This window comes from Methylobacterium sp. Leaf99, from assembly GCF_001422375.1.
In the GTDB taxonomy this organism is placed as follows: domain Bacteria; phylum Pseudomonadota; class Alphaproteobacteria; order Rhizobiales; family Beijerinckiaceae; genus Methylobacterium.
This window is the reverse complement of sequence record NZ_LMMU01000012.1, coordinates 55,649-79,124: the sequence shown is the minus strand read 5'-3', so window position 1 is coordinate 79,124 and position 23,476 is coordinate 55,649. Positions and strand designations below refer to the sequence as shown.

Annotated in this window: 25 protein-coding genes; 8 read left to right on the top strand and 17 right to left on the bottom strand. The window is 68.9% G+C overall.

Translation table 11 applies throughout. The features are described 5' to 3' along the window. Positions 1-47: 47 nt before the first annotated feature. From ASF28_RS20110 to ASF28_RS20085, 6 genes are all read left to right on the top strand, one after another. A complete protein-coding gene (locus tag ASF28_RS20110; RefSeq protein ID WP_055958948.1) occupies positions 48-686 on the top strand; it encodes a 2,3-bisphosphoglycerate-dependent phosphoglycerate mutase in 639 nt (212 codons plus the stop codon). A gap of 182 nt (positions 687-868) precedes the next feature. Further along, entirely contained in the window at positions 869-1,930 is a 1,062-nt protein-coding gene (locus ASF28_RS20105) for a YeiH family protein (RefSeq protein ID WP_055958946.1), read from the top strand. A 244-nt stretch (positions 1,931-2,174) separates the two neighbouring features. Next, positions 2,175-3,398: a molybdopterin-dependent oxidoreductase gene (locus ASF28_RS20100; RefSeq protein WP_056096997.1), complete on the top strand. Its 1,224-nt coding sequence runs from the start codon at positions 2,175-2,177 to the stop codon at positions 3,396-3,398. Positions 3,399-3,409: 11 nt separating this feature from the next. Then, a complete protein-coding gene (locus ASF28_RS20095; RefSeq protein WP_055958939.1) occupies positions 3,410-3,748 on the top strand; it encodes a c-type cytochrome in 339 nt (112 codons plus the stop codon). Between the two features lie 80 nt (positions 3,749-3,828). Beyond that, positions 3,829-4,917 (top strand): beta-propeller fold lactonase family protein, encoded by a 1,089-nt coding sequence (locus ASF28_RS20090; protein WP_243214752.1) that lies wholly within the window; start codon positions 3,829-3,831, stop codon positions 4,915-4,917. A gap of 78 nt (positions 4,918-4,995) precedes the next feature. Continuing rightward, entirely contained in the window at positions 4,996-6,081 is a 1,086-nt protein-coding gene (locus tag ASF28_RS20085) for a molybdopterin-dependent oxidoreductase (RefSeq protein WP_056096995.1), read from the top strand. Between the two features lie 3 nt (positions 6,082-6,084). Here ASF28_RS20085 and ASF28_RS20080 read toward each other — a convergent pair whose 3' ends face one another. From ASF28_RS20080 to ASF28_RS20060, 5 genes are read right to left on the bottom strand one after another with little or no spacing between them, the layout of a single operon-like run. Next, the gene (locus ASF28_RS20080; RefSeq protein ID WP_055958930.1) at positions 6,085-6,456 is read right to left on the bottom strand and encodes a YidH family protein; all 372 of its coding nucleotides are present in this window, start codon (positions 6,454-6,456) and stop codon (positions 6,085-6,087) included. Further along, positions 6,453-7,343, bottom strand: coding sequence for a LysR family transcriptional regulator (locus ASF28_RS20075; RefSeq protein WP_055958927.1), 891 nt, complete (start codon positions 7,341-7,343; stop codon positions 6,453-6,455). Before ASF28_RS20075 ends, ASF28_RS20080 begins: the two co-directional genes overlap by 4 nt. Next, on the bottom strand, positions 7,340-8,149 hold the full coding sequence (locus tag ASF28_RS20070; protein WP_055958925.1) for an anti-sigma factor family protein: 810 nt from the start codon (positions 8,147-8,149) through the stop codon (positions 7,340-7,342). Before ASF28_RS20070 ends, ASF28_RS20075 begins: the two co-directional genes overlap by 4 nt. After that, on the bottom strand, positions 8,146-8,655 hold the full coding sequence (locus ASF28_RS20065; RefSeq protein WP_055958922.1) for an RNA polymerase sigma factor: 510 nt from the start codon (positions 8,653-8,655) through the stop codon (positions 8,146-8,148). The genes ASF28_RS20070 and ASF28_RS20065 overlap by 4 nt, the downstream gene beginning before the upstream one ends. A gap of 13 nt (positions 8,656-8,668) precedes the next feature. Further along, positions 8,669-9,052: a COG4315 family predicted lipoprotein gene (locus tag ASF28_RS20060; protein WP_055958920.1), complete on the bottom strand. Its 384-nt coding sequence runs from the start codon at positions 9,050-9,052 to the stop codon at positions 8,669-8,671. Between the two features lie 182 nt (positions 9,053-9,234). Between ASF28_RS20060 and copM the strand changes: the two genes are divergently transcribed. After that, entirely contained in the window at positions 9,235-9,690 is a 456-nt protein-coding gene (gene copM / locus ASF28_RS20055; protein ID WP_055958917.1) for a CopM family metallochaperone, read from the top strand. Next, entirely contained in the window at positions 9,687-11,123 is a 1,437-nt protein-coding gene (locus ASF28_RS20050) for a YncE family protein (RefSeq protein ID WP_055958914.1), read from the top strand. Before copM ends, ASF28_RS20050 begins: the two co-directional genes overlap by 4 nt. A gap of 404 nt (positions 11,124-11,527) precedes the next feature. Here the strand turns inward: ASF28_RS20050 and ASF28_RS20045 are convergent, their stop codons facing one another. The 12 genes from ASF28_RS20045 to ASF28_RS19990 all read right to left on the bottom strand — a co-directional run bounded on the left by ASF28_RS20045 (position 11,528) and on the right by ASF28_RS19990 (position 23,469). Continuing rightward, positions 11,528-11,788 carry a hypothetical protein gene (locus ASF28_RS20045; protein ID WP_056096991.1) on the bottom strand — a complete coding sequence of 87 codons (261 nt, stop codon included), beginning with the start codon at positions 11,786-11,788 and terminating at the stop codon, positions 11,528-11,530. 189 nt (positions 11,789-11,977) lie between these two features. Next, positions 11,978-13,303 carry an MFS transporter gene (locus ASF28_RS20040; protein ID WP_056096988.1) on the bottom strand — a complete coding sequence of 442 codons (1,326 nt, stop codon included), beginning with the start codon at positions 13,301-13,303 and terminating at the stop codon, positions 11,978-11,980. Between the two features lie 7 nt (positions 13,304-13,310). Next, complete coding sequence (locus ASF28_RS20035) at positions 13,311-13,577, bottom strand: metal-sensing transcriptional repressor (RefSeq protein ID WP_056096985.1); 267 nt, start codon at positions 13,575-13,577, stop codon at positions 13,311-13,313. Positions 13,578-13,882: 305 nt separating this feature from the next. After that, complete coding sequence (locus tag ASF28_RS20030; protein WP_238282120.1) at positions 13,883-14,374, bottom strand: threonyl-trna synthetase; 492 nt, start codon at positions 14,372-14,374, stop codon at positions 13,883-13,885. A gap of 347 nt (positions 14,375-14,721) precedes the next feature. Continuing rightward, on the bottom strand, positions 14,722-17,970 hold the full coding sequence (locus tag ASF28_RS20025) for an efflux RND transporter permease subunit (RefSeq protein WP_056096979.1): 3,249 nt from the start codon (positions 17,968-17,970) through the stop codon (positions 14,722-14,724). An 11-nt stretch (positions 17,971-17,981) separates the two neighbouring features. Then, the gene (locus tag ASF28_RS20020; RefSeq protein WP_056096976.1) at positions 17,982-19,388 is read right to left on the bottom strand and encodes an efflux RND transporter periplasmic adaptor subunit; all 1,407 of its coding nucleotides are present in this window, start codon (positions 19,386-19,388) and stop codon (positions 17,982-17,984) included. 143 nt (positions 19,389-19,531) lie between these two features. Then, positions 19,532-19,894, bottom strand: coding sequence for a hypothetical protein (locus tag ASF28_RS20015; protein WP_238280003.1), 363 nt, complete (start codon positions 19,892-19,894; stop codon positions 19,532-19,534). Between the two features lie 64 nt (positions 19,895-19,958). Continuing rightward, positions 19,959-20,207: a hypothetical protein gene (locus tag ASF28_RS23075; RefSeq protein WP_056096972.1), complete on the bottom strand. Its 249-nt coding sequence runs from the start codon at positions 20,205-20,207 to the stop codon at positions 19,959-19,961. 137 nt (positions 20,208-20,344) lie between these two features. Beyond that, the gene (locus ASF28_RS22070) at positions 20,345-20,602 is read right to left on the bottom strand and encodes a hypothetical protein (RefSeq protein WP_082476696.1); all 258 of its coding nucleotides are present in this window, start codon (positions 20,600-20,602) and stop codon (positions 20,345-20,347) included. 435 nt (positions 20,603-21,037) lie between these two features. Further along, positions 21,038-21,295 carry a hypothetical protein gene (locus ASF28_RS20000; protein WP_056096966.1) on the bottom strand — a complete coding sequence of 86 codons (258 nt, stop codon included), beginning with the start codon at positions 21,293-21,295 and terminating at the stop codon, positions 21,038-21,040. Between the two features lie 99 nt (positions 21,296-21,394). Continuing rightward, on the bottom strand, positions 21,395-22,723 hold the full coding sequence (locus ASF28_RS19995; RefSeq protein ID WP_056096963.1) for an ATP-binding protein: 1,329 nt from the start codon (positions 22,721-22,723) through the stop codon (positions 21,395-21,397). Continuing rightward, on the bottom strand, positions 22,720-23,469 hold the full coding sequence (locus ASF28_RS19990; protein WP_056096961.1) for a response regulator transcription factor: 750 nt from the start codon (positions 23,467-23,469) through the stop codon (positions 22,720-22,722). Before ASF28_RS19990 ends, ASF28_RS19995 begins: the two co-directional genes overlap by 4 nt. Between the last annotated feature and the right edge of the window lie 7 nt (positions 23,470-23,476).

Here is a 23,476-nt window from a genome sequence, read left to right as displayed (position 1 = left end):
CAGAGGCGATGCCACCGGCGCGAAAGTGCTCTGCCTCGGGAGACAGCGTGATTCACGATTGCAAAGCCCCGGTCACGCGACGTCTCGTGCTGGTCCGGCATGGCCAGAGCGTAGCCAACCGATCCGGCCTGTTCACGGGATTGCTGGACTCGCCCTTGACCGAGCAGGGCCGGATGGAAGCCGAGGCAGCCGGCCGGCGTTTGGCCGAGCGCCGCTGGCGCTTTTCTGTTGCCTTCACCTCGACGCTGACGCGGGCCGTCGTGAGCGGCCGGCTTATCCTCGATGCGCTCGGGCAACCCGGATTAATCCCCCAACGCTTCGCCGCGCTCGACGAGCGAGACTACGGCGACCTCAGCGGGCTCGACAAGACCACCGCCGATGCGCGCTGGGGGGCGGTGCGGATTGAGACCTGGCGCCGCTCCTACGCTGATGCGCCGCCGAATGGTGAGAGCCTGCGCGACACTGTCGCGCGCATCGTGCCCTGCTACCTCCGATCCATCCTACCGGCGGTCATGGGCGGGGACGTGCTGGTCGTCGCCCACGGTAATTGCCTGCGGGCGCTTGTGATGGCGCTCGAAGACCTCAACCCGGCGGAGGTCGAGCACCTCGAACTCGCGACGGGCTCCGTCAGGATCTATGAGTTTGCCGCGGACACGACGATCAAGGCACGCTGGATTGACGGGTGAATGCGCTTGTCGGCCCCCCAGAATGGATCTCCGCAAGCCGCGAAGGGGCCCCTTTTCATCTATTCCGTTGATGGGAAACATCTGATCATTCCGTTGGAGTGAATGAAAGGGACATGGGATTCTCTGGCATCACATCGGAGCCATCCATGTCCATGCCCAGACTTTTCTCCCACCCTCGATCGATGGGCGCCTTGGCCGGCACGAAAGCCATCCTTCCGGGACTGGGCCTCTGCGTGGCGGTCACCGCCGCAGCGGTCGGCTTCGAGGCCGTCGAGGCGCATCTGTTCGGTCGCGCCTGGCTCGAAGCCCTGGTGCTGGCGATCCTGCTCGGCAGCGCGATCCGCACGGCCTGGACCCCGTCGCAACGTTTCTTTCCCGGCATCGCCTTCGGGGCCAAGACCGTACTGGAGATCGCGGTTGTTCTTCTCGGGGCCTCGCTCAGCCTCGCGACGATCTTGGCGGCCGGTCCGGGTCTGCTCTTCGGCATCGCGGGCGTCGTCACGGTGGCGATCCTGTCGAGTTACGGCATCGGTCGGGCGCTCGGGCTGCACCCGCGCATGGCGATCCTCGTCGCCTGCGGTAACTCGATCTGCGGCAACTCGGCCATCGCCGCCACGGCGCCGGTGATTGGTGCCGACGGCGAGGACGTCGCCGCCTCCATCGCCTTCACCGCGGTTCTAGGCGTGCTGGTGGTGCTCGGGCTGCCGCTACTGGTGCCCCTGCTCGGTCTCTCGCCGATGCAGTACGGGGTGCTCGCCGGCCTCACCGTCTACGCTGTTCCGCAGGTTCTCGCCGCCACCGCGCCGGTCGCGGCACTCAGCGTCCAGGTCGGAACCCTGGTGAAGCTCGTCCGGGTGCTGATGCTCGGCCCGGTCGTCCTGGTGCTCTCGCTCGGCGCGAGCCGGCTGGGCGAGAAGACCGACGAGGCCGCCCCCGGCGTCACAGCCGGCGACCGCCCGGCCCGCGCCAGCCTCGCGATCCACCGCCTGGTGCCGTGGTTCATCCTCGCATTCCTCGCGCTCGCGGGACTTCGCTCGGCCGGGCTGATCCCGCAGGTCGCGCTCGCGCCGATGTCGGAGACCGCCAACGTGCTGACCGTGGTCTCGATGGCGGCGCTCGGCCTCGGGGTCGACGTGCGCAGCGTCGCCAAGGCCGGGGCGCGGGTGACGCTGGCGGTAGTCGCCTCGCTCCTCGCGCTCGGCGCCGTCAGCCTCGGCCTGATCCACGTGCTGGGCCTTGTCTGATCCGGGTGTGGATCCGGCTCCACCACCGATCCAGGTTTTCATCCGGCGCGATGCCCCGAAGAAATCCGGATTAAGCGGGAGATTGAAAATTCTCGAATCATCGCACCGGGAGATCGTTCGCATCGCGAAAGACCGTTGGAGGGAATAAATCGCTTTCCGTAGCATCTCCCTTGTCGCGAGGAATCGCCACGAGGCCCGATGCGCTCGAACGCATCGACGCCGACATTCTTCAAGGGGAGAGACCATGCACGGATTGGACAGACCGACGAACCGCCGCCTCGTCCTGGGTGGACTCGGGCTCGGCAGCCTCGGCGCCGCGTTGCCGGCCTGGGCCGCGGGCTCGGTGAAGCTGCCGCTGCCCGGCGGCCCGGACGAGCGGGCGCTGACCACCGCCTTTCCGGGCAAGGGCGAGATGATCCTCCAGCGCACCCATCCGCCGCTGCTGGAGACGCCGTTCTCGGTGTTCGACGCGGGCGTGTTCACCCCCAACGACCGCTTCTACGTGCGCTGGCACTGGGCCTCGATCCCGACCGAGGTCGATGCCGGCACCTTCCGGCTCAAGGTCCACGGCCATGTGGAGAAGGAACTCTCGCTCTCCCTCGATGCCATCGCCGGCCTGCCGCGCTTCGAGATCGCCGCGGTCAACCAGTGCTCGGGCAATTCACGCGGGCTGTTCGAGCCGCGGGTGCCCGGCGCGCAATGGGCCAACGGCTCAATGGGCAACGCCCGCTGGACCGGGGTGCGCCTCAAGGACGTGCTCGAAAAGGCCGGGGTGAAGGCCGGTGCCGTGCAGGTGCGCTTCAACGGCCTCGACGAGCCCGTGGTCGACGACGCGCCGGACTTCAAGAAGTCCCTCGATCTCGACCACGCCAACAATGGTGAGGTGATGATCGCCTACGCGATGAACGGCGAGCAGCTCCCGCTGCTCAACGGTTTCCCGCTCCGGCTCGTGGTGCCGGGCTGGTACTCAACCTACTGGGTCAAGATGCTGTCCGACATCGAGGTGCTGGACAAGCCCGACGAACAATATTGGATGAAGACCGCCTACCGTATTCCCGACGTGCCGGGTGCTAACATCAAGCCCGGGCAGACAGGGTTCAAGACAGTGCCGATTAACAGGATGGTGCCGCGCTCGTTCGTCACCAACCTGACCGACGGCGCCAAGGTGGCGGCCGGAACGCCGGTGGCCATCCGCGGCATCGCGTTCGGCGGCGATTGTGGGGTGAAGGCGGTCGAGTTCTCCGGCGACGGCGGGGCGACGTGGTTCCCGGCGCAACTCGGTGCCGACGAGGGCCCCTACAGCTTCCGCCGCTTCGACGGCAGCCTGCCGGCGCTGGCCGCCGGGACCCACACGGTCAGGGTCCGCTGCACCAATACCAAGGGCGTCGCGCAAGGCATGGACCGAATCTGGAACGCCAACGGCTTCATGCAGAACGGCATCGAGACCGTGTCCTTCCAGGCCGCTTGAGGAGAACAGCCATGAACACAATTCGCCCTGCGGCCCTCATCGCCGCGCTCATCCTGTCTCCCCTGGTGGCGCTCGCGGCGCCTGCTCCCGAGCCGATGCGCTTCAGTTCGCAATCGATCGAATTTCCGACGTCCGACCGGATCTTTCCGGACGGGCCGGGAGCCGAGGCGGTCAATAACAATTGCCTCGCCTGCCACTCGGCCGGGATGGTGCTGACCCAGCCCAAGCTCACGAAGGCGCAGTGGACCGAGACCGTGAACAAGATGGTCCACGTCTACAAAGCGCCGGTCGATCAGGCCGATGTGCAGACCATCGTCGATTACCTCACGGCGTTGAAGCCCACGCCCTGAACCCTCGAATCCCGAGGCCGCCGTGCTTTTTTCGCCGGCCTCGGGGAATAGACCGCCCTCGCTGGCATCTCCCTAAGGCGATGCACGGCCTGACCGGTCCCGCACGACGCAATCCGATTTCGAACTCGCCCGCACGGCCGGCCCCAGGCCGTCGAACGAGGGCGCATGCCCGAGAGACACGCTTCATGACCCACGTCCGTACCAGCCTCCGCGCCCTCCTCGCCGGAGCTGCCTTGCTCCTCACCCAGAACCAACCTGGATTCGCCGCCGGCTTCGACGGCGCAATCAAGAACAACGCGCTCGCCCTGAACGCCGCCGGCACGGTCGCCGCGGTGTCGAACAGCGAGGAGAGCGCCGTCATCGTCTACGACGTCGCCAAGGGCACGGTGCTCCGCCGCCTCGACGGCTTCGTCACGCCGCGCAACATCGTGTTCGCGCCGGACGGCGCCCGCTTCTACGTCTCCGACAGCGGCACGGGCCGGATCACGGTCTACGAGACCGGCACCGGCAAAGAAGCCGGCGTTCTTGCCGCGGGCCCCGGTGCGTTCGGCACGGTGCTCTCGGCCGACGGGACAAAGCTCTACGTCAACAACGAGGCCGCGAGCACGCTGACCGTGTTCGACACCAAGACCATGCTCGCAGTCGCCGTGATCCCCGGCTTTGCGCAGCCGCGCCAAGGCGTGAAGCTGTCGCCGGACGGCAAGACCGTGTTCGTGACGAACTTCCTCGGCGACAAGATCACGTTGGTCGACACCGCCACCAACAAGATCACCAGCGAGATCGCCGGGTTCGACAAGCTGCGCGCCATCTCGATCACCAAGGACGGCAAGACGCTGTTTGCCGCCAACAGCGGCCGCAACACCGTCAGTGTGGTCGATGTCGCCGCCCGCAAGGTCACGTCAGAAGTCGCGGTGGGCAAGGACCCCTACGGTGCCGCGCTGACCCCGGACGGGCGCTTCGTCTATTCGGGCAACCTCAAGGACAACTCGCTCTCGGTGATCGACACCGACACGCTCAAGGTCGTCGCCACGGTGACCGGGCTGAACGAGCCGCGCCAGGCGATCGCATTCTCCAGTGACAACGCCCACGCGTACGTCCTCAACCGCGACCTCAGCGTGGCCGTGGTCGACCGCGCGAAGAACGCGGTGGTTTCGACGATGAAGCCGTGAAGCGTCGCGCGCCGGGTGCCTTTCGGCGCCCGGCGCGTTCTCGATCTCGACACGTCGCGAACGCAGGACAAAGACCCCATGCTCGGCCTGTTCCAGCGCAAGGACCGCCTCATCGTCCACGGAAAGACGCCCTACAACGCCGAGCCGCCGCTCGATCGCCTGCGGGCCGCCTTCCTGACTGATCAAGCCGACTTCTACGTCCGCAGCCACGGCGACATCCCGGACCTCGACGCCGACGGCTACCGCCTGACCGTCGACGGGATGGTCGCGACGCCCCTCGACCTCTCCCTCGCCGATCTCAAAGAACGCTTCGCGCCCGTCACCGTGACGGCGGTGATGCAATGCGCCGGCAACCGCCGGGCCGACATGCTGGCGGTGGCCCCGGTCTCCGGCGACCCGTGGGCGCCCGGCGCCATCGGTAATGCGGAATGGACCGGCGTGCGGCTCGCCGACGTGCTGCGCGCGGCCGGCATCAAAGCGGATGATGAGCGCCACGTCGCCTTCGAGAGCCACGACCGGATCGCGGACACGGACACGCGCTTCGGCGCCTCGATCCCGCTCGCCAAGGCGCTGGCGCCCGAGACGCTGCTTGCCTTCGCGATGAACGGCGAGCCTCTCGCCCCCGAGCACGGCCATCCGTTACGCGTGGTGGTGCCGGGCTTTGCCGGCATCCGCAGCCCGAAATGGCTCGCCCGGATCACGGTGCAGGACCGGCCCTCCGACAACCCGATGCAGGCCGACGACTACAAGCTGTTTCCGCCCGACGTGACGGCCGAGACCGCCGACCCGGCCCACGGCATCACCATCGAGGCGATGCCGTTGAACAGCGCGATCTGCGAGCCCGCCCGCGGCGCTGCGTTGAAGGCCGGCCGGCACGCGATCCGCGGCTACGCCATCGCCAGCGACCGCGCGGTCGCCCGCGTCGACGTCTCGACGGATGGCGGCCGCAGCTGGGCGCAAGCCCGGATCGAGCGCGATGCCGACGCGCCCTACGCCTGGACGTTCTGGGAGATCGAGCGCGAACTGACCGCGGGCGAGCACGAGCTCGCGGTGCGGGCCTGGGATTCCGCCGGCCAGACCCAGCCGGCCGCCCCCGACGACACCTGGAACTACAAGGGTTACCTCAGCGCCGCCTGGCACCGGGTGCGAGTGACGGTGGCCTGACCCTCACGCCCAGAGCAGGGCGGTGGCCGCGAGGCCGGAGATCGCGATGAGCAGGGCCGCAATCCCGACGGTGAGGAGGCGCGGCATCATCGGGATCTCGGAATGGGCGAGCCGTGCCCGGATCGCCCGGTCCCGCCACACGGCGCCGGCGAATGAGGCGAGCGCGCAGCCGATCAGCGTCAGCGACAATACCTTCAGCGGCCAGACCGCGAGCACCTCCCGCAGGAAGCGCTGCGCGGCGAGGCCGACGCCTAGGAACGCGAGCCCGGTGCGAAGCCACGCCACGAAGGTGCGTTCGGCCGCTAGAACCGTCCGATCCTCGGCGAGTCTCACCCGGGGATCGTCGGGGGGCACGGGTTTCGCGAGCTCGCTCATCCGGCATTCGCTGTCGCGATCAGGTCGAGAAGCGCGTCGGCGGCCCGGCTGCGGTAGCGCTCCTTGTGGCGCAGCACCCGGAACGGCCGGCTCGGTAAGTCGAACGCCGCCCGGACCAGGGTCCCGGCCCGAAGCGCGGCGGCGACCACGGTCTCGGACAGGACGGCGGCCCCGCCCCCGGCCTCGACGGCGGCGCGGACCGCCTCGTTAGAGGGCAGTTCGAGCGTGACCCGAAGCTGGGCGGCTGCGAGGCCGGCCGCACCCAGGGCCGCCTCGAAGGCCGAGCGGGTTCCCGATCCCGCCTCGCGCAGCACCCAATCGACCCCGGCGAGGTTTTCGGGTTCGAGGTGGGTCGCCTCGGCGAAGGCATGGCCAGGGGCGACCACGAGGACCAGTTGGTCCTGCGCGATGGTCGTGCTCGCGAGCGTCGGGTCGTCCAGCGCCCCCTCGACAAAGCCGAGTTCGGCCTGCCCCGCGCGCACCGCGTCGGCGGCGTCGGTGGTGTTGCCCACCGCCAACCGGATGGCGATCTCAGGGTAGGCCCGGCGGAAGGCGACGAGGTGGCGCGGCAGCCAGTCGCTGGCGATGGTCTGGCTGGCATAGAGGGCCAGCGTCCCGCGTCGCATGCCACTGAGGTCGGCGAGCACCAGTTCGGCGGCCTCGGCCCGGGCGAGTACGGCGCGGGCCTCGACGAGGAACACGCGTCCCGCCTCGGTCAGCTCGATCCCGCGGCCGACCCGGTGAAACAGCTTGGTGGCGTGCCGCCCCTCGATGTTGGCGATCGCCGTGCTGACTGCCGACTGGACGAGGTTCAGCGCCTCTGCAGCCCGGGTCACGTGCTGCCGCTCCGCCACGGCCACGAAGATGCGGAGTTGGTCGAGGGTCATGGTTGCCGCGGCGGAACCGGCAATCCACGGACCTGCGCGTCAACCGCCTGCGCGACGGTCAACAGCCGCGCCTCGTCGGTGCGACCCGTCACGACGTAGGACATGCCGCCATCGACCCAGGAGAAGGCAGCGACATCGCCCTCGCGGGCGAAGCGGAACACCGTGCGGCCATCCGCATCGCCCACGCGGCTGTAGAGCGTCAGCCGGGTGCCGTGATCGTCATCGTACATCAGCATCGCGGCGGATTCGGAACCCGCCGGCAGCAGCCGGCCGCCCATCAGGCGGAAGCCGTAGGCCGTGAGGTCGGGGGTGGTCACCGCCCGGCCGAGGCGCTTCGAGAGCCACGTCACGAGGTGCGGCTTCTCGTCGGCGCGCACCTCCACCGGATGCACCGCCTCGACCACGTAGGTGCGGAAGGCCGCCACTGCGTCGTCGGTCGCCGGCTCGGTTCGCGCGAGCGTGACCGTGGGTACCTGCCGCACGGCATGGCCGAACCAGCCGGCGGCACCGCCGACCGCGAGGCAGAGCACGGCCGCAGCCGCGACCGGAAGCCAGCGCCCGGTTATCGGGCGATGTCGCGAGCGGATATTGGCGACCCTGAGCCGCGCCGGGATCGCCTCCTCGGCGATCGGCGCGAGGCGGGCACGCAAGCGCTCGCGCAAGGCGCGATCCGCCGAGACCTCGGCCGCCCGCGCGGGATTTCCCCTGAGCCATGCCTCGACCAGCGCCTGCCGCTCCGGTTCCAGACGACCGTCGATCAGGCCGTGCAGGTCGTCCTCGCCGACCGGGCGCGGATCCCCGCTCATTTTACCCTCCTCAACAAGCCGGTTCGGCCGGTTTCCAGAAAACTTCGCATCCGCTCCCGGGCTCGGCTTAACCGCGACATCACCGTGCCGAGCGGTACTCCGAGCACCTGGGCCGCTTCCGCATAAGACAGATCCTCAACCGCGACGAGCAGCAGCACCGAGCGCTGCTCCTCGGGCAGCGCATCGAGCCCGGTGAGCACGTCACGGGCTCCCATAGCGGTCTCGGGGTCGGCACCCGGATCAGGCACCTGCTCCAAAGCCTCCGCGCCGAGATCGACGCCGCGCCGGCCCCGGCGTCGAACAGTGCCGAGGAACAGGTTGCGCTCGATCGTGAACAGCCAGGCCCGCAGGTCGCCGTCGCGGCGGCGTCCGGACCAGCCGGACAACGCCCGCTCCAAAGTGTCCTGGACGAGGTCGTCCGCCGCTTCGCGGTCCCGTAACAGCGCGACGGCGTAGCGCCGCAACGCTGGGATCTGCGGTTCGATGAGGGCAGCGATCTCGTCCACGAGGCTTTACCGATCAGGGCTTGGCGATGTGCCATGCACCGTTGAGGAATCCGTCGCCGGTGATGTCGCCGGGCTTCGTATCCTTGGCGAAGGTGTAGAGCGGCTTGCCCTTATAGGCCCACTGCATCGTGCCGTCGTCCCGCGTCACCATCGTCCAGTCGCCACTAGCAGCCGAGCCGGGCGCCGCCATCAGGGCGGGCCAGTTGGCGGCGCAGGGGCCGTTGCACATCGACTTGCCGCCCATGTCCTTGTCGAAGGTGTAGAGGGTCATGCTCTTGGCATCGACGAGCGCCGGCCCCTTGGCAGTCTCGGCCGTCATCGCAGGCGCAGCGGCCTGGGCGGCGACGGCGGAGAAGGCGAAGGCCGCAAAGGCGGCGCGGATCAGCATGGTGCGCATGAGTGAGGTCTCCGGCGGTCGACCATGACCGCATTGGGAGAGATGCCGAACGGGCGCGTCTATTCCACTGACATTTGGAAAAGATCGATCACATCGGCAGGGCCGCGAATTCGTCCCCGGCCAGGGAATAAAACCGTTTCCCCGGCATCTCTCCCCTCGACAACGAACAGGGAGGACGGCTCATGCGCGGAGCATTGGGATTTGCGCTCACGGCCGCCGTGATGGCCGGCGGCCTCGTCGGCGGCCGGATGATGATGCCCCCGACGCTGGCCGCTGCCGAGCCGCCGGCCGTCGTCTCCGCGTCCTTCGACGCGGTGATGGCGCAGTCGATGACGCGGATGCATGCCGACATGATGGTCCCGCCCTCGGGCGATCCGGACCGCGACTTCGCCGCGATGATGATCCCGCACCACGAGGGCGCGATCGCGATGGCCCAGGCGGAGCTGCTCTACGGCAAGGATCCGGTCCTGCGCCGCCTCGCGCAGGGGATCATCGTCGAACAGGGCCAGGAGATCGCGGTGATGCGCCGGGCGCTCGCCGATCTCCCTCCCGCGCCGGATTCGTCCGCCGCAGCCGCCCACCTTCACCACCATGGCACGGCCCCTGCCGCCGAGATGCCTTCGGAGATCTGCCGATGAAGACCGCCCTCACCCTCCTCGCGCTCGCGCTGCTCTCCGGCTCGGCTCTCGCCGGGCAGGCCCCGGGCGCAGCCTCCGCACCGGACGTGCCGGTCAGCGGCAGGGACCGGTTCTACACCTCGGACCAGTTCTCCAACACGGTCTCGGTGGTCGATCCCGCCGCCAACGTCCTGCTCGGCGTGATCCGGCTCGGCGACCCGACGCCGATGAACCTGAGCCCGCTCTATCGCGGCCAGCTCCTCGTCCACGGCATGGGCTTCTCGCCCGACCACAGGACGCTGCTCGCGGTCTCGATCGGTTCGAACTCCGTGAGCTTCATCGACACGGCGACCAACACGGTCCGCCACACGGCCTATGTCGGCCGCGCGCCGCACGAGGCCTTCTTCACGCCGGACGGCCGGGAGGCCTGGGTGAGCGTGCGCGGCGAGGACTACATCGCCGTACTCGATGCCGCGACCGCCAAGGAGACGCGCCGGATCACCGTGCCGAACGGGCCCGGCATGACGATCTTCTCGCCGGACGGCGCCTACGGCTATGTCTGCTCCAGCTTCAGCCCCGAGACGGTGGTGATCGACACGAAGACCCACACCATCGTCGGGCGCGTGAAGCAGGAGAGCCCGTTCTGCCCCGACATCGCCGCGACACCGGACGGCAAGCAGGTGTGGTTGACCCTCAAGGATGTCGGCCGGACCCAGGTGTTCTCTGCGACGCCGCCCTTCGCGCCGCTGAAGACCATCGAGACCGGGCCGATCACCAACCACGTCAACATCGTCTCGACCAAGGCCGGCCAGTTCGCCTACGTGACGATCGGCGGCCTGAACCAGGTCAAGGTGTTCCGCACCGACGACTTCACCCAGGTCGCCACCATCCCGACCGGCGCCCTGCCGCACGGGCTCTGGCCCTCGGGCGACGGCAGCCGCGTCTATGTCGGCCTAGAGAACGCCGACAAGGCGGCGGTGATCGACACCGCATCGAACACCGTGATCGCCGAGGTTCCGATCGGCCAGGGGCCGCAGGGCGTGGCCTACGTCCCGAACGCCGTGCCGGAGGGGGACGGAAAGCAGAACCTCCAGCCGCTGGGCGCAGCCGGCAAGACCAGCGCGCTGACGCTCGCAGGCACCGATGGCAAGCCGGCGACGCAGGTGACCCTGTTCGACCAGGGCGTGCTGCAGACCCTGCAGGCCGCGGTCACGGGACTGGCGCCGAAGACGCCGTTCGTCCTGGCGCTCGCCGCCGATCCGAAGGGGGCCGCCGGCCTGGAGCCGCTCGCCGCCTTCATGACCAACCCGGCCGGCGCGGCCATCGTCAACGCCATCGGCCCGATCCGCCAGATCACCCGCACGGATGCCGGCGCGAGCCGGCGCTACCTCGTGGTGGTCTCGGGCAAGCCCGGTGAACTCGGCGGCGTCGTCCAGATGCAGACTGTGGATTGAACGGGCGGCCTCACGAGCGCGGGAAGCGGGAATCCGAGAGCATGCGTTCGCAGCGCGCGTCCGACTGCAACGTCTGCTTTCGAGGCCGCCGTTAGATTGCTCCTATGACCTAGTTGGGTCGGATACGGCACGTCCGCTCCAGCGCGAAAAGCCAAGGTCCGCTCCCCCTTCATCCCGGACGTTTGTGGCGGTACACAGCGTCAGATTTTCAACACTAGCGCTGCAAAGCGGGATGACGCTGGTCAACCTGTTACGCCCTCTTCGCCTGATAAAAGTTGAGTTTTGGAAGTACGGACCGCGCTTGGACTGCGAGGGCTCCTGTGTCAGGTCCCCGCCATCACGTCGCGACACCTGAGCCCGGGTGTCGTCGGATACGATAAGGGGCCCCGAAGGGCCCCTGCAGATCACATGCGATGGTGGCGATGGCCATGCCCGTGGCGCATCATGTGGCCACGGTGGTGATGATGGTGCCGCAGCATGTGCCCACGATGATGGTGATGGCGCATGCCATGGCCGCGATGACCGTGCATACCGTCCATCCGGACCTCAGTCACGGCGGTCGGGGCATCGACGGCGCCGATCATGCCGGGGGCGGCCGAGGCGGGGGCGACCGCAGCCGCACCCAGGGTTGCCAGGATGGCGGCGGCGAAAAGGGACTTTCTCATGGGCTTCCTCACGTCGTTGTCGGCAATGCGTCGAAAACGACGGCACCCGAGCCTTGGGAACGGCTCCGCTTCCAAGACCGTTCCGCGGGGTACGTTCTCCTCCCGCTCGCGTGCCTAACGGTACATTCGAATTCCACTGCGCTGGCCGGCCCGACCTTCGACTCAGCTGGCAATATCACCGAACGGCCTTCACCCAGCCCTGACCGGCCAACGATGATGCAGGTCGTCGATGACGAAGGCGTGGGCGTGATGGTGGCCTCCATGCAGGTGCGGGTGCCGGACGTCGAGGTCCGCGTGGGCATGCTCGATCACGTCGGGATCGTCCACCGGCCATAGTCGGGCAGCCGCGGCGACGCCTACAAGCGTCACGCCCCCGAGGATCGCCAGCGTGGCGGGCATCCCCATGGACGGGCCGAGCCAGCCGGCCAACGGATAGGTGAGCAACCACGCGGCATGGGACAGGGCGAATTGGGCGGCGAAGACGGCCGGCCGGTTCTCCGGGGTCGCCGAGCGGCGCAGGAGTCTGCCGGTGGGGGTCTGCACGGCGGAGTAGGCGACGCCGAGCACCAACCAGGTCCCGAGGAAAAGCGGCCAGCCGATGGTCCCACCCCAGGTCATGGCGGCGACACCCAGGAGAACCGCGCCGAGCAGGGCTGCCGCCGGGATCATCACGGCCCGGTCGGAGAGCCGGTCGAGGAGGCGGGGCAGCGTCAGGGCGGCGATCATGGAGCCGCCCCCGAACAGCCCGAGGGCGAGGGCCACGTCGGTCTGGGGGCGTCCTAGAAGGCCCTGCACGATCACCACGGTGTTGACGATGACCATGGCGCCGGCCGCGGCGACCGCAAGGTTCAGGGCGAGCAACCCGCGCAGGCGCGGCGTCGCGAGGTAGATCCGAAGGCCGCGCGTCGTCCGGTCGTAGACGCCGCCATGCGGGTCGGACCGGGTGGCGGTCGGCAAGGTCACGGACACCACCAGAGCCGCCGAGCACAGGAAGCCGACGACCGTGCCGCCGAACAGCGCGTTGTAGGGCACCACGGTCAGGAGAAGGGCCGCCAAGGTCGGGCTGAGCAGGTTCTCCAGGTCGTAGGCGAGGCGCGAGAGCGAGAGGGCCCGGGTGTAGTTCCGTTCGTCCGGCAGGATGTCCGGGATGGTGGCCTGGAAGGTCGGGGTGAACGCCGCCGAAGCCGATTGCAGGACGAAGATCAGGGCGTAGACCTGCCAGACCTGATCGACGAAGGGCAGCGTCAGGGCGATGGCGGCGCGGACAAGGTCCGTGCCCGCCAGGAAGGCGCGTCGTGGCAACCGGCTCGTGAAAGCCTGGGCCACCGGGGCGACGAGGACATAGGCGATCATCTTGATGGCCAGCGCCGTGCCCAGCACCATGCCGGCGCGGTCACCGGCGATCCGGAATGCCAGTAGCCCGAGGGCGACCGTGAGCAGGCCCGTGCCGAGCAGGGCGATGACCTGGGCCGCGAACAGATGGCGATAGGTGCGATGGGTGAGGACGCTCAGCATCGGGTCCTCAAAGGTACTTCGCCAGCGCCTTGAACTCGGCCAATGCCTCGGTCGCCCCCTTCGCGCCGTTCTCCATCCCGTGCCCGAGGCAGTGCTCCATGTGGTCCTGGATCAGGATGCGCTTGGCGTTGGTGATCGCGCTCTCGACCGCATGGAGTTGCTGGGCGAGGTCCACGCAGGGTCGTCCCTCCTCGATCATGGAAATGACGCCGGCGAGGTGACCGTGGGCTCGCTTGAGGCGCTTGACGATATCCGGATGCGAGGCGTGTTCCATCCGACGATCCTGTCCCCCTGGAGGGGATATTCCAAACGTCCGGGCACGTCTGCCGGGGCCTTCATCGCATCGTGGCGAGCCAGCCGAACAGCACCAGGACCCCGGCGATCAGGATCGTGGCCATCAGGAACGCACGTCCGGCGGCCTTGCGGATATGCGGCCTCACCTTGCGCCGTCGTCCGCCTCCGCCTCCCCAGGTCTCCATCCGGCGACCAAGCTTCTTGCCCGTCACGGCACCGGAAACCGATTCCGACGGACACGGCGATGAACGGTGGACCGTTCCTCCCCTTGCATCGTCGGCATGCTCATTGGACGCCTGCGCCGATCAGGTCCGCCACATGGGCGTCGGCGGAATGGCCGGTGGCGGCGCGGTGGCTTTCCGAGCAGGCCGCATAGCCCGGGCCGGAGGCCGACATCACCAATTCCCGGGTACCGTCCGGCATCGCGCGCGTCGCCAGGACAGTTCGGCCCAAGGGCCATTCGAGTGACCCGGTGACGGGCCCCGGCCGCGGCTCGCCGTAGCGGCGAACCCCCTCGCGCCGGACGGCGTCGCGGGCGGTGGCGTGGGCCGCGTCGTCGAGCGGTCGCCCGACCCAGACGACCTGCTGGAGACCCTCATTCCGGCAGATTACCAGCACCACCTCGGCCGTATCGGGACCGGAGGCGAGGGGTCGGTCGTGCAAGTAGTACAGCCCGGTCAGGTTGGCCTCGCGGTCGACCATCGAGGGCTTGTCGATCCGGTCGACAGGACCCCACGCCAATCCGAATGGCCCCTCTCCGACGGATGGGTCAGCCATGGCCGCTCCGCTCCACGCCAGCAACGCCATCGCAAGCGGTGAACGGACGCGACGTCGCTTCATGTCGCCTGCCCGCCCATCAACGCCGACCCTTCGGACTGGTCGGGCCTTCATGAGGCGAGGGAACGCCCTGTCCCTCCTCGCAGTGGACGGCTTCGTCCTCCAGCGGATTACGCGGCTTGGACGTGGTCGCCGGCGTGATCGGCATGCGCCTGACCTGGAGAGGTTGGTGGTCGTGCACCATGCATCCGCTACGAGCCGCGTCGGGAGTTCCGACGAGGGAGATGGCGGAGGCCAGGACGAGGGTGGCGACGTTCATGTCACGTCTCCGGAAGATGCGAGGGGGCTCATTCGGCGGGAACCGCGACCGCGTGACCGGTTGCGTCCGACTTGGCGGATTTCGCAGGGAGGACGTCCCCGGCGAAGCGGGCGTAGAGCGCCGGCAGGATGACCAGCGTCAGCAGGGTTGCCGAGATGAGGCCGCCGATCACCACGGTTGCCAGGGGCCGTTGGATCTCGGCCCCGGTCTCGGTGGCCAGCGCCATCGGCACGAAGCCGAGCGACGCCACGAGCGCGGTCATCGCCACCGGCCGGAGCCGGGTCATCGCCCCTTCGAGGATGGCCTCGCGGCGGGGTTTCCCTTCGGCGATCAGCTGCTTGATGTAGGTCAGCATCACCAGGCCGTTGAGCACCGCCACCCCGGACAGGGCGATGAACCCGACCGCCGCGGGCACCGAGAACGGCATCCCCCGCAGCCACAGGGCGGCGATGCCGCCGGTCAGGGCCAGAGGAACCGCGCTGAACACCAGCAACGCGTCCTTGGCCGAGTTCAGGGCTGAGAACAGCAGCAGGAAGATCAGGAAGAAGCACACCGGGACGACGACCATCAGGCGCTGCCGGGCCGAGGCCAGGTTCTCGAACTGCCCGCCCCAGGTCACGTAGTACCCGGCCGGAAGCTGCACCCCGGACGCGACCTTGGCCTGGGCCTCGGCCACGAGCGAGCCGATGTCGCGGCCGCGCACGTTGGCGGTCACCACGACCCGACGGCGGCCGTTCTCGCGCGAGATCTGGTTCGGGCCCTCGGTGACCGAGAAGCTTGCGACCTGCTTCAGGAGTACCGACGACGCCCGCCCGTTGACGCCAGGGGGCAGCGGCACGGGGATGTTCTCCAGGGCCTCGCGGTCCTCGCGGACCTTGTCGTTCAGGCGCACGACGATGGGGAAGCGGCGATCGCCCTCGAACACCATGCCGGCCTCCCGGCCGCCGATGGCCGCGCCGATGACGTCCTGGATCGCGGAGGTGCTCAGGCCGAGGCGCGCCGCCTCCGTCTTGTTGATCTTGATCTCCAGGAAAGGCAGGCCCGCCGTCTGCTCGACCTTGACGTCGTCGGCCCCCTCGGTCCCGCGCAGGATCGTGGCGACCTGGTTGGCCGCCTTGAGCATCGGTTCGAACTCCTCGCCGAACACCTTCACGGCGAGGTCGCCGCGGGTGCCGGCCAGGAGCTCGTTGAAGCGAAGCTGGATCGGCTGCGAGAACTCGTAGACGTTGCCGGCGAGTGCCCCGACCGCCTTCTCGATCTCCTCCTGAAGGTCTGCCTTGGAAAGGCTCGGGTCGGGCCACTCCTCCTGCGGCTTCAGGATGACGAAGGTGTCGGACGAGCTCGGCGGCATCGGGTCGGAAGCGACCTCCGCGGTGCCGGTCTTCGAGAAGACGTAGGCGACCTGGGGGAAGCGGCTGATCGCCTGCTCGACCTTCAGCTGCATCGCCTGCGACTGGGTCAGGGAGGTCGACGGGATGCGCTGCGCGTTGAGCGCGATGCTCTTCTCGTCGAGTTGGGGGATGAACTCCTGACCGAGCTTGGTGAACAGGAACCCGGCCCCGACGAGCAGCACCAGGGCGACCGCGACGAAGGTCATCGGAATCCTGAGCGCCGCGCCGAGGACCGGGCGGTAGGCGGCCTTGATCCCGCGGATGAGGACGTTGTCCTTCTCCGTGACCTTGCCGGTGATGACGATGGCGATCATCGCGGGCACGAAGGTCAGCGACAGCACGAAGGCCGAGACCAGCGCGATAATGACGGTGAGCGCCATCGGCTCGAACATCTTGCCCTCGACCCCGGTGAAGGTGAGGAGCGGCACGTAGACGAGGATGATGATGGCCTGCCCGTAGAGGGACGGCTTGATCATCTCCTCGGCCGAGGCGCGCACGGTGACCAGGCGCTCCTCCAGGTCGAGCTTGCGCCCGAGCTCGGTCTGGCGCTCGGCGAGATGGCGCAGGGCGTTCTCGGTGATGATGACCGCGCCGTCGACGATGAGGCCGAAGTCGAGGGCGCCGAGGCTCATCAGGTTCGCGCTGATGCGGCCCTGGACCATGCCGGTCATGGTCATCAGCATCGCCACCGGGATGACGAGCGCGGTGACGATGGCCGCCCGGATGTTGCCGAGCAGCAGGAACAGGATGACGATGACGAGGGCGGCGCCCTCGGCCAGGTTCTTGGCCACGGTCCTGATGGTGGCCTCGACCAGCACCGTGCGGTTGAGGACGGTCTGCACCTCGACGCCCGGGGGTAGCGAGCGGCGGATCTCGGTCATCTTGTTGTCGACTGTGGCCGCCACCGTGCGGCTGTTCTCGCCGATCAGCATCAGGGCGGTGCCGATGACGACCTCGCGCCCGTCCTCGCTGCCCGACCCGGTGCGCAGGTCGCGCCCGATCCGCACCTCGGAAATGTCGGAGATGCGGACCGGCACGCCGCCACGCGTGGTGACGACGACGTTGCCGATGTCCTCCATGGTCTCCAGGCGGCCGGCGGCACGGACGACGTAGCCCTCGCCGTTGTCCTCCAGGTAGCGGGCGCCCTGGTTGGCGTTGTTGGCCTCCAGCGCCCGTCCGATGTCGGCGAAGGACAGGTCGAGGGCGGTGAGCTTCATCGGGTCCGGCTGGACGTGGTACTGCTTGTCAAAGCCGCCGATGCTGTCGACGCCGGCGACCCCCGGCACGGTCTTCACCTGGGGTCGGATGATCCAATCCTGGACCGTGCGCAGGTAGGCGGTGCGTTCGAGCTCGGTCGTGAGCCGCTGGCCCTCGGGAGTCAGGTAGCTCCCGTCCGATTGCCATCCGGCCTTGCCGTCCGGGGAGACCTTGCGATCCTTCGGTTGGGCGTAGTGGATCGACCACATGTAGATCTCGCCCAGGCCCGTCGAGATCGGGCCCATGTGCGGCTCGGCCCCCGGCGGCAGGGTCGACTTCGCCTCGCCGATGCGCTCGGCAACCTGCTGGCGGGCAAAATAGATGTCCAACTTTTCGGAAAAGACCGCCGTGACCTGGGAGAAGCCGTTACGCGAGAGCGAGCGCGTGTATTCCAGGCCCTTGATCCCGGCGAGCGCGGTCTCGACCGGGTAGGTGACCTGCTTCTCGATATCGACCGGGGAGAGCGACGGCGCCGTGGTGTTGATCTGCACCTGGTTGTTGGTGATGTCCGGCACCGCGTCGATGGGGAGCTTGGTCAGCGAGAACACGCCGAAGCCCGCCGCGAGCAGCGACAGGAGCACCACGAGCCAGCGCTGGTGGACGGAGAAGTCGAGGATCTTGGAGATCATGATGGCCGCCCTCAGTGCGCGTGGTCGGCTTCGGCCTTGCCGAGCTCGGCCTTCAGGACGAAGGAGTTGGCCACCGCGACCTCGTCCCCGGGCTTGAGGCCGGACAGGATCTCGAAGGCGTCGTCGTCGGCCTTGCCGATGGTCACGTCCCGGCGCTCGAAGCCCTCCTGGGTGCGTACGAAAGCCACCTTCTCTCCGCCGATGGTCTGGATCGCGGACTTCGGCAACCGGACCCCGACCTTGTCCTGGGCGATCTCGACCTCGGTGGTCACGAAGGTGCCGGGCCGCCAGGCCATGTCCTTGTTCGGCAGGGAGACGATGACCCGGGCCGAGCGGGTCTCCGGGTTGAGGATCGGGCTGACGAACACGACCTTGCCCTCGGCGCGGGAGGCGTCGTCGCCGCCGACGATGGTCACCTTGGCGCCCTCGCGGACCTTCGACAGCTCGGTGGTCGGGACGGAAAGCTCGATCCACACCGAGGACAGGTCGGCGACGGTGTAGACGTCGGCCGGATCGCCTTCCTTGCCGACGGCGGTGCCGACGTCGACCTTGCGCTCGACCACCCGACCGGCCAGCGGCGACCGCAGTTCGTAGCGGCGCAGGCTCGACAGGTTCGGGGTGGTCTCGTCCTTCTTGGCGGAGGTGGCGACCTCGGCCGCGTTCAGCCCCAGGGCCGACAGCTTCTGCCGGGCGAGGTCGACGCGCAGGGTCGCCTCCGAGTAGGCGGCCTTGGCGTTCAGGAATGCCGACTCGGCCGAGATACGCTTGTCCCAGAGGGCCTGCTGGCGGTCGAAGTTCGTCTTCTCCAGGTCCGCCTTCACCGTCGCGGTGAGGAAGTCGCTCTTCGCCTCGGCGACCTCGCGGCTGTCGAGGACGGCGACGACCTCGCCCTTGGCCACCGCCTCGCCGAGGCGTTTGCGCATTTCGGACACGGTGCCGATCACCCGCACGGGCACCCGGGCGATCCGGTCGGCGTCCTGGGTGATGGTGCCCGGCACCAGCAGGTGGCGCGAGAGGATGCCGCCCTCGACCGTCGCCAGCTTGATGTCCTGCTCGGCGGCCTGCTCGGCCGTCATCTTGATCTTGCCCTCGCCCTCCTCGTCGTGGCCGTGCGCCTCGCCCTCGGCGTGTTTGTGGCCTCCGGCCTCCGGCTTGGCCTCGCCATCCGAATGCTTGTGCTCCCCGGCAGGCTTGGGCTCGCCTTCGGCATGCTCGTGGCCATGCTCGCCATGACCGTGGCCATCGTCGGCTGCGGGTGTCGCCGGCTTGGTCATGGCGGCGTTGGTCGGTGGCGCCGCCCGGGCGTTCGTGAGGCCGGCGGCGGCGAGCGCGCCTTGCACGACCTCGGACACGCGGGGGAAGGCACCGCCGATGGCGATGCCGATGGCCAGGAAGGCCACGGAGAGGAATGCACGCATGGGAATGGGCCGGGTCCGCCAGGGACGTCGCACCTCCGCTCATGCGGCAGGGGACGGTCCCGTACTGGGTATTTCGCGATGACGAGGCGGCCGCGACCCGTGAGGGGCCGACCGGGACGCGCCACGGACGTGGCGACGTCGCCTCAGGCGCGAGGCGGCCTGGGAAGGCGGTCGGGCGAAACCGAACCGACGGGGGTAATCTCGGTCGCGTAGGAGGCGCGCGCTGTCCCGCGGGATGGCAAGGCGGGCGTCCCGTCCACGTTCAGGGCCTGGTGGCACCCGCAATTGGCATGGCAGGCCGGGCAGGCATCGGCGTGATCGGCGCCGGCCGCCTGCGTCGGCGCGGACACGGACAGTTCGTGACCGGCCGGACGATGGGCCTCGGCGGAGTGGATCGCGCCGGGGACGACGAGCGCCAGGACAAGGACGAGCGAGAGCACGCGGACGGTGGTCGCCCACCAGCCGCGCATTGTCTCGCAGGCCCTGATCCGGGGTCCCTTTGTCATGGTCGCCTTATGAACGATTCAGGGCCGCCCGTACATGCCGGATGGCCGAAGACGAGGGCCGAGCCTAGTCATCGTCGTGATGGTGATGGTGGTGCCTGCGCTCGCCGTAGAACCGACGTTCCCCGTAAAACGCCCGGTCGCCGTAATCCCGATGCGGACGGTGGATGACGACGTCGTCGTGGTCGCCATGGTGGTACCGGTCGACGTGGACGTCGCCGCGCCGGTCGAAGTCGCCGCCGTAGTATTGGGCGGACGCGGCGGCCGGCGCCAGGATCAGGCTGACGGCGACCAGGGCCGGAATGCGAACTCGCATGGCTCGTTCCTCAAGGGGGTATGGCGACAGGATGGGCCCCTTGAGTTGAACGGACCCTGAAACCCCCGTTCATCGAAATGCGGATGGAGATCCGGGACCCCGTGATAGCGGTTCACAAGGTCCCGGACCGCAAGGGCTCAGTTACGTTCGATGATCGTCGTGCGACGCTCGCCGCCATGATGATCGTCATGGTGGTCGTCATGGTGGTGATGCTCGCGAACGACCTCATGGTGGTCGTCGTGGCGATCCCGGTGACCCTCGCCATGGCGCTCGCCGTGGCTGTCGCCGTGGACGCCCACGCCGCCCGGGCCGACGTCGATATGCTGGGCCAGGGCCGCGACCGGCGAAAGGGCCAGGGAGACGATGGCGGCGATGGCTGCGAACTTGGTCTTCATGTTGAGGTCCCCTCTATCGATTACGACGCAGGAACGTACCGATAGGGGAAACCGATCCGAATATTCCCGGTGGAACCCGGGAATATTCGGCAATGGGCATTCGTGCGTCGCCGGATCGTCCGCGATGCTTGCTTGGGCGATGATCCTCGATGGCGCCCCGGCATGCGGAACGCGGCATGACCGTGCAGCCGGCCCGCATCGACCGTGTAAGCCCGGGGGGATCGCGGGGTGCCCGCCCCGGCACGGGGCCGAGGCGGGCGGTTCACGGGACCGAGGGGGGCACGACGGTCCCATGAAGGTGTCGGGCGGGAGCGGACAGGTCATCCCCCCGCCAGGGCGTAGCCGATGCCGACGGCAAGGAAGGCGAAGGCGACCAGGAGGGGAAGCATACGCATCGGTGCATCCTCCCGGCCGCCCGAGGTCGGCGACGTCCGCTCACTTCTTGTCGTGGGAGTGACCGTGGGCATGCCCATCCTTGTCGGAATGGATCGGCTTGCCGTCCTTGCCGACCTCGCGGGCCTCGCTCTTGCGCGGGTCGTCGCGATGGGCCGGGCCACCCGCGACGCCGCCGGTGTTCGGGACGGAGCGCTCGGGATTGTTCGCGTTCCCATGCCCGTCCTCGGCGGCGAGGGCGGGAGCCCAGAGGCTCGCCAGCAGGCCAGCGGCGAGAAGGGCGGCGACGGTACGCTTCATGATGATGGTCTCCAGGGCTCGGCGGCCGCTGCGGCCGCCTCGACACCTGAGATAGCGACCCTGTTTGACACCCGGACGCCCGGTTCGTGACGAAGTGTGTCAGCGACCGGCGCGCGGCAGGGAGATCAGCACCCGCAGGCCGCCTTCCGGGCGACTGGATAGGACGATGTCCCCGCGCTCCGCCTCGACGCTCCGACGCGCGATGGTCAGGCCGAGGCCGGTGCCGCCGGTGTTTCGGTTCCGCGACGCTTCCAGGCGGGTGAACGGCTCGAAGGCGCGGGAGACCTCGTCGGGCGCGATGCCGGGACCGTCGTCCTCGATGGAGAGCAGCAGTTCCTCCGGCTCCACCGCGAGCGAGATGCGGGCGCGGGTCCCGTAACGCACGGCGTTGTCGACGACGTTGTCGAGCGCGCGTCTCAGGGCCACCGGGCGCACCGTCGCGAGGGCGCGACCGGGCCCCGCATAGGAAACGTCGCGGCCCGCGTCCGAGGACGCGTCGGCGATGCTCATGAGGACGCTCGCGACGTTCGTGACCTGGCGCGGTTCGGGATCGGCGTCGCCCCTGAGGTACGCCAGGGTCGAATCGACCATGGCCTGCATGTCGTCGAGGTCAGAGCCCATCGCCCAGGTCTCGTCGCCCTCGGGCAGGCCGTCGAGGCGCAGGCGTAGCCGCGCGATGGGGGTGCGCAGGTCGTGCGAGACGGCCGCCAGGGCTTGGGTCCGCTCCATCACCAGCCGATGGATGCGGTCCTGCATCGCGTTGAGGGCCCGGGCGATCCCTCGGGTCTCGTCCGGGCCGGCTTCCCGCACAGGAACGACCTTGCCGTGCCCGATCTCCCCCGTGGCTCGGGTGAGGTCGCGCAGCGGTCCCGCGATCCGGTGCATCAGGATGACGGCCGCGACGCCGACGAGGATGGCCATCGCGGTGGCGAGGTAGGCCCACGATCCAAGCCTGGCGAGGCCGGGCGCGTGCGCCGAGCGGAAGGTCAGGAAGCTTCCGTCGGCCAGGGCGAGCGCGCCGCCGAGGTCGTCCTGGTGAAGGACCTCGTCCCCGCCGTCCATCGCCAGTGCGAGACCGGGCCCGAGGCTCGGCTCGGATGCGATCATCCGGGACCTGAGCGACCACATCGCCGGATCGCCGGCCTCGTCCTGGCGCAGGGGCGAGGTCGCGGACCACCCCAACTCGAAATGCGCGGACGACAGGGCCTTCGCCTCCGCGTCGCGCTCGGTCCGGGGGCGTCGGAGCACCGCCTCGCGCGCCAGGGTAAGCTGGTTGGCGACCTGTCGCGCGAACGCATCGTCCGCCGCGGCGGTCGCGGATTGCCGATAGAGAAGCAGGGCCCCGCCGTGGACGGCGAGGATGGCGAGGAGCAGGACGGCGACCGTGCGGGCTTCGAGGCTGCGGGCCAAGGGTGCGAGGCGCCTCACGCGTGCTCGACCTTCGAGGCGAGCATGTAGCCGGCTCCGCGCACGGTCTTGATGACCGGGGGCAGGCCCTCGGGCGGTTCGAGCTTACGTCTAAGGCGGCTCACCAGGGTATCGACACTTCGGTCCGTAGGCGACCCGAGCCTGGCACGGGACAGTTCGAGGATCGTCTCCCGGCCGAGCACGCGCCCCGGGTGTTCGAGGAAGACGAGAAGGAGGTCGTACTCGGCGCCGGACAGGTCGACGGCCGCCCCCTCTGGATCGACGAGCGACCGGCTGCGCATGTCGAGCCCCCACCCCGAGAACGTGAGGACCTCCGATGCCGGGTTCGAGGGCGACAACGCTGCCATGGAGGCGCGGCGGAGCACGGCACGGACCCGGGCCAGGAGTTCGGGACGGCCGAACGGCTTGGCGACGTAGTCGTCGGCGCCGAGTTCGAGCCCGAGCACCCGGTCTGCCTCCTCGTTTCTGGCGCTGACCATGATCACCGGTACCGTGCTCCTGGCCCGCAACGCCCGGAGCAGGTCGAGACCTGAGGTTCCGGGCAGCATCACGTCGAGCAGGACGAGGTCGACGCCACCGGCAGGCAGGTGCCGCCAGAACTCGATGGCATTCCTGCAGCCGGTGACGCGGTAGCCGCTTTCCCCGAGGAGACGCGTGACGAGCATGCGCAGGCCGTCGTCGTCCTCGACGAGCACGATGTGGCCCCCGTCGACGGCCGGTGGGCTCTGAGGGTCTTGCGAAGCCATCGATTCC

Coding starts and splice junctions, on each gene's coding strand:
- ASF28_RS20060 (WP_055958920.1), bottom strand. CDS start 9,052: ATGCGCACCATGCTGATCCGCGCCGCCTTTGCGGCCTTCGCCTTCTCC.
- ASF28_RS20000 (WP_056096966.1), bottom strand. CDS start 21,295: ATGAAGCGTACCGTCGCCGCCCTTCTCGCCGCTGGCCTGCTGGCGAGC.
- ASF28_RS20025 (WP_056096979.1), bottom strand. CDS start 17,970: ATGATCTCCAAGATCCTCGACTTCTCCGTCCACCAGCGCTGGCTCGTG.
- copM (WP_055958917.1), top strand. CDS start 9,235: ATGCGCGGAGCATTGGGATTTGCGCTCACGGCCGCCGTGATGGCCGGC.
- ASF28_RS20085 (WP_056096995.1), top strand. CDS start 4,996: ATGCTCGGCCTGTTCCAGCGCAAGGACCGCCTCATCGTCCACGGAAAG.
- ASF28_RS20095 (WP_055958939.1), top strand. CDS start 3,410: ATGAACACAATTCGCCCTGCGGCCCTCATCGCCGCGCTCATCCTGTCT.
- ASF28_RS22070 (WP_082476696.1), bottom strand. CDS start 20,602: ATGAAGACCAAGTTCGCAGCCATCGCCGCCATCGTCTCCCTGGCCCTT.
- ASF28_RS20045 (WP_056096991.1), bottom strand. CDS start 11,788: ATGAGAAAGTCCCTTTTCGCCGCCGCCATCCTGGCAACCCTGGGTGCG.
- ASF28_RS20080 (WP_055958930.1), bottom strand. CDS start 6,456: ATGAGCGAGCTCGCGAAACCCGTGCCCCCCGACGATCCCCGGGTGAGA.
- ASF28_RS20020 (WP_056096976.1), bottom strand. CDS start 19,388: ATGCGTGCATTCCTCTCCGTGGCCTTCCTGGCCATCGGCATCGCCATC.
- ASF28_RS20070 (WP_055958925.1), bottom strand. CDS start 8,149: ATGAGCGGGGATCCGCGCCCGGTCGGCGAGGACGACCTGCACGGCCTG.
- ASF28_RS19990 (WP_056096961.1), bottom strand. CDS start 23,469: ATGGCTTCGCAAGACCCTCAGAGCCCACCGGCCGTCGACGGGGGCCAC.
- ASF28_RS23075 (WP_056096972.1), bottom strand. CDS start 20,207: ATGCGAGTTCGCATTCCGGCCCTGGTCGCCGTCAGCCTGATCCTGGCG.
- ASF28_RS20090 (WP_243214752.1), top strand. CDS start 3,829: ATGCACGGCCTGACCGGTCCCGCACGACGCAATCCGATTTCGAACTCG.
- ASF28_RS20075 (WP_055958927.1), bottom strand. CDS start 7,343: ATGACCCTCGACCAACTCCGCATCTTCGTGGCCGTGGCGGAGCGGCAG.
- ASF28_RS20015 (WP_238280003.1), bottom strand. CDS start 19,894: ATGACAAAGGGACCCCGGATCAGGGCCTGCGAGACAATGCGCGGCTGG.
- ASF28_RS20035 (WP_056096985.1), bottom strand. CDS start 13,577: ATGGAACACGCCTCGCATCCGGATATCGTCAAGCGCCTCAAGCGAGCC.
- ASF28_RS20040 (WP_056096988.1), bottom strand. CDS start 13,303: ATGCTGAGCGTCCTCACCCATCGCACCTATCGCCATCTGTTCGCGGCC.
- ASF28_RS20030 (WP_238282120.1), bottom strand. CDS start 14,374: ATGGCTGACCCATCCGTCGGAGAGGGGCCATTCGGATTGGCGTGGGGT.
- ASF28_RS20050 (WP_055958914.1), top strand. CDS start 9,687: ATGAAGACCGCCCTCACCCTCCTCGCGCTCGCGCTGCTCTCCGGCTCG.
- ASF28_RS20100 (WP_056096997.1), top strand. CDS start 2,175: ATGCACGGATTGGACAGACCGACGAACCGCCGCCTCGTCCTGGGTGGA.
- ASF28_RS20105 (WP_055958946.1), top strand. CDS start 869: ATGGGCGCCTTGGCCGGCACGAAAGCCATCCTTCCGGGACTGGGCCTC.